The 4903-nt window shown below is 53.1% G+C and carries 3 rRNA genes; all 3 read left to right on the top strand.

Annotation, left to right across the window (positions count from 1 at the left end):
• Positions 1-150: 150 nt before the first annotated feature.
• The 3 genes from Y697_RS12730 (at position 151) to rrf (ending at position 4859) form a co-directional block, all read left to right on the top strand.
• Positions 151-1679 (top strand): 16S ribosomal RNA (locus Y697_RS12730).
• Between the two features lie 100 nt (positions 1680-1779).
• Positions 1780-4707 (top strand): 23S ribosomal RNA (locus Y697_RS12725).
• Between the two features lie 35 nt (positions 4708-4742).
• Positions 4743-4859 (top strand): 5S ribosomal RNA (gene rrf / locus Y697_RS12720).
• Together the 16S, 23S and 5S rRNA genes form the textbook arrangement of a ribosomal RNA operon.
• Positions 4860-4903 lie beyond the last annotated feature (44 nt).

Genomic DNA, 4903 nt, shown 5'->3' with positions numbered 1-4903 from the left:
AGGAAACGAACCTGTAACTTGACAATGGAAAGGGGTACTGGTAGTATAGGAATTGCTGACGCGAAGTTAGCGTTAGCGAGAAGGACGAGCGAGGAAGAAGGGTCATTGAAAAATGGATAGCAATCCAGCGAGTTTCAAAAAAATGAGTCATGGATGGAGGGTTTGATCCTGGCTCAGGGTGAACGCTGGCGGCGTGCTTGACACATGCAAGTCGAACGGTATGTGGCAACACATAGAGTGGCGAACGGGTGAGTAACACGTGGGAACGTACCTTCTGCAGGGGGATAACTGACCGAAAGGACAGCTAATACCGCATAAGACCGAGAGGAGAAAGGTGCAACAGCATCGGCAGAGGAGCGGCCCGCGGACCATCAGCTAGTTGGTGGGGTAAGAGCCTACCAAGGCAACGACGGATAGCCGGCGTGAGAGCGTGGCCGGCCACAAGGACACTGAGATACGGGTCCTACTCCTACGGGAGGCAGCAGTGCGGAATTTTAGATAATGGAGGCAACTCTGATCTAGCGACGCCGCGTGCAGGAAGAAGGTCTTCGGATTGTAAACTGCTGTGGTAAGGGAAAAATGCCATGTAGAGTGGAAAGCTACATGGAGGGATGGTACTTTACTAGAAAGCCCCGGCTAACTACGTGCCAGCAGCCGCGGTAATACGTAGGGGGCGAGCGTTACCCGGAATCACTGGGCGTAAAGGGAGCGTAGGTGGCCTGACATGTCGACTGTGAAAACCCGGAGCTCAACTCCGGACTTGCAGTTGAAACTGCCAGGCTTGAGGACGGTAGAGGAAGACGGAACTGCCAGTGTAGGGGTAAAATCCTTAGATATTGGCAGGAACGCCGGTGACGAAGGTGGTTTTCTGGGCCGGTTCTGACACTGATGCTCGAAAGCCAGGGGAGCGAACGGGATTAGATACCCCGGTAGTCCTGGCCCTAAACGATGTTCACTAGGTGTGGGGAGCGGAAAGCTTTCCGTGCTAAAGCTAACGCGATAAGTGAACCGCCTGGGGAGTACGCCCGCAAGGGTGAAACTCAAAGGAATTGACGGGGGCCCGCACAAGCGGTGGAGCGTGTGGTTTAATTCGATGCTAAGCGAAGGACCTTACCAAGGTTTGACATGCTGATAGTAGTGAATTGAAAGAGGAACGACCACACTTTGTGTGGAGTCAGCACAGGTGGTGCACGGCCGTCGTCAGCTCGTGCCGTGAGGTGTTGGGTTAAGTCCCGCAACGAGCGCAACCCCTGCTCTTAGTTGCCAGCGGTAAGGCCGGGCACTCTAGGAGGACCGCCGCCGACGAGGCGGAGGAAGGGGGGGATGACGTCAGGTATCGTGCCCCTTATATCTTGGGCGACACACGCGCTACAATGGGTTGGACAGAAGGGACCGAGACAGCAATGTGGAGGAAATCCTCAAACCAACCCCCAGTTCAGATTGCAGGCTGCAACCCGCCTGCATGAAGCCGGAATCGCTAGTAATCGCAGATCAGCCAAGCTGCGGTGAATACGTTCCCGGGCCTTGTACACACCGCCCGTCAAGCCACCCGAGTTGGTAACACCTGAAGATGAGTATCCTAACCGTAAGGAGGGAGCTTGTTTAGGGTGGGATTGGCAAGGGGGGCTAAGTCGTAACAAGGTAGCCCTACCGGAAGGTGGGGCTGGATCACCTCCTTTCTAAGGAGTTTACATCGGATTGCTATCCATCTTTGAGTGATTTTTCTGGTCATTGACAAGTACATAGGGAAAAGAAGAAAGAAGCGAGTCATGAAAAGAAGGTAAAGGTATAAAGGGCTCACGGAGGATGCCTTGGTAGCGGGAGGCGAAGAAGGGCGTGGCCAGCTGCGAAAAGCCGCGTGTAGGTGCAAGCGACCATAGAAGCGCGGATGCCCGAATGGGGAAACCCACTAGGCAGAGATGTCTAGTATCCTGAAAAGGAAGCGAACCTTGCGAACTGAAACATCTTAGTAGCGAGAGGAAAAGAAATCGAAGAGATTCCCTGAGTAGCGGCGAGCGAAACGGGAAGAGCCTAAACCTATATAGTGTAAGCGTACGGGCGTTGCTATATAGGGGTAGAGGGATATATGCGGGCCTGACCGTACAGGGCCGGGAGAAGCTAAAGACTAGTCGAACAATCTGGGAAGATAGACCGGAGAAGGTGAAAGTCCTGTAGGCGAAAGTCAGAGGCTATCCTTGGATATATCCCGAGTAGCGCGGGGCACGAGAAATCCCGTGTGAATCTGGGGAGACCACTCTCTAAGGCTAAATACTACCTGCTGACCGATAGTGCAAAAGTACCGTGAGGGAAAGGTGAAAAGCACCCCGGGAGGGGAGTGAAAGAGTACCTGAAACCGTGAGTCTACAATAAGTGGGAGCACGAAAGTGCGACCGCGTGCCTTTTGATTAATGAGCCTGCGAGTTACCGTAACTGGCGAGGTTAATCCGAGAGAGGAGAAGCCGAAGGGAAACCGAGTCTTAATAGGGCGGAAGTCAGTTGCGATAGACCCGAAACCGGGTGAGCTATCCATGGGCAGGTTGAAGGTGGGGTAACACCCACTGGAGGACCGAACCAGTTAGCAGTAAAAAGCTATTGGATGACCTGTGGATAGGAGTGAAAAGCTAACCGAACTCGGTGATATCTGGTACTCCTCGAAACGTGTCTAAGCACGGCCTTGCATGGTTAGTAGAGGGGGTAGAGCACTGATTGGGCTAGGGGGGCGACCTCCAACCCCAGTCAAACTCCGAATACCTCTACTCAAAGTGCAGGAGACAGACTGCGAGCGATAAGGTCCGTAGTCGAGAGGGAAACAGCCCAGACCACCAGCTAAGGGCCCAGAGAGATAGCTAAGTGTTAAAGGAAGTGGAGAGTCAAAGACAGCTAGGATGTTGGCTTAGAAGCAGCCATCATTAAAAGAGTGCGTAACAGCTCACTAGTCGAGACTCACCGCGCCGAAGATGTAAGGGGGCTAAAGCTATCCTCCGAAGCTGTGGAACAGGAAACTGTTGGTAGAGGAGCATTGTGTTGTAGGGAGAAGGTAGACCCGTGAGGGCTGCTGGACGAGACACAAGAGAGAATGCAGGCATGAGTAAACGAGAGGAGAGTGAGAATCTCTCCCCCCGAAAGCCTAAGGGTACCTGGGGAAGGTTCGTCCACCCAGGGTTAGTCGAGACCCTAAGGGGAACCCGAAAGGGGTAACCGATGGGAAACCGGTTAATATTCCGGTACTGGCGTAACATGAGTTTTGGGGTGTGACACAGGAGGATAGGCGTTGCGTACTAGTTGCATAGTGCGTCTAAGTTTCTAGTCCGAAGATCGCGGCAGGGAAATCCACCGCAGGAGGGTGAGGGACGAATGGGAGTTCCTTCGGGAGCAACAATGTTGAGTTCATACTGTCGAGAAAAGCATCGCAAAGCGTTTGAGTGTTGAGCCAATCGTTCTGAAAACCGACACAGGTAGGCAAGCTGAGAAGGCTAAGGGGAGCGGGATAACTCCTGTTAAGGAACTAGGCAAATTAGCCCCGTAACTTCGGGAGAAGGGGTACTCTGGTTGGTTAAGAGCTGACTGGAGTCGCAGTGACAAGGCAGCGGCGACTGTTTACCAAAAACACAGGGCTCTGCGAATTCGATAAGAAGACGTATAGGGTCTGACGCCTGCCCAGTGCTGGAAGGTTAAGGGGAAAGGTTAGCGTAAGCGAAGCTTTGAACCGAAGCCCCAGTAAACGGCGGCCGTAACTATAACGGTCCTAAGGTAGCGAAATTCCTTGTCGGGTAAGTTCCGACCTGCACGAATGGCGTAACGATCGCTGCACTGTCTCAACAGGAGACCCGGTGAAATTTCAGTCTGGGTGAAGATGCCCAGGACTCGCAACTAGACGGAAAGACCCCATGGAGCTTTACTGTAGCTTGGTATTGTGCTTTGTTGTATGGTGTACAGGATAGGTAGGAGGCGTAGAACCCGGTTCGCCAGGATCGGGGGAGCCAACGGTGGGATACTACCCTCCATACAACGGAGTACTAACTTGCACGTGTGGAGAGCACGGCAAGGACATTGCTAAGTGGGCAGTTTGACTGGGGCGGTCGCCTCCAAAAGAGTAACGGAGGCGCGCTAAGGTTGGCTCAGGTTGGTTGGAAATCAACCATAGAGTGTAAGGGCAAAAGCCAGCTTGACTGTGAGACTGACAGGTCGAACAGGAGGGAAACCTGGCCCTAGTGACCCTGCGGCCCTGAGTGGAAAGGCCGTTGATCAACGGATAAAAGCTACCCTGGGGATAACAGGCTTATACTGCCCGAGAGTTCATATCGACGGCAGTGTTTGGCACCTCGATGTCGGCTCATCGCATCCTGGGGCTGGAGCAGGTCCCAAGGGTTAGGCTGTTCGCCTATTAAAGCGGTACGTGAGCTGGGTTCAGAACGTCGTGAGACAGTTCGGTCCCTATCTGTTGCGAGCGTAGGAGACTTGAGAAGGGTAGCCCCTAGTACGAGAGGACCGGGGTTAGTGGACCTCTAGTGAATCAGTTGTCGTGCAAGCGGCAGTAGCTGAGTAGCTACGTTCATGAGTGATAACCGCTGACAGCATCTAAGCGGGAAGCACGCTTCAAGACTAGGTCTCTCAGGATCGTTCGAGAAGAGGACGTAGATAGGCTGGAGATGTAAGCACTGTGAAGTGTTCAGTCGACCAGTACTAATAATCCGATTCCTTTACCTTATATTTCCCTATGTACTCTTGAGTGAACAGATATTCTGGGTGAAGATACCGGGACGGGAAACACCCGGCTCCATACCGAACCCGGCAGTTAAGCCGTCTCGGGCCGATGGTAGTATGTGGGCAACTGCATGCGAGAGTAGGTATCGCCCAGATGTTATACAAGAGGAGAGTCTTTTTGACTCTCCTTTTTGTTTTG

Source organism: Mesotoga sp. BH458_6_3_2_1 (genome assembly GCF_003664995.1).
Lineage (GTDB): Bacteria > Thermotogota > Thermotogae > Petrotogales > Kosmotogaceae > Mesotoga.
This window is presented reverse-complemented; position numbering and strand designations above follow the sequence as displayed.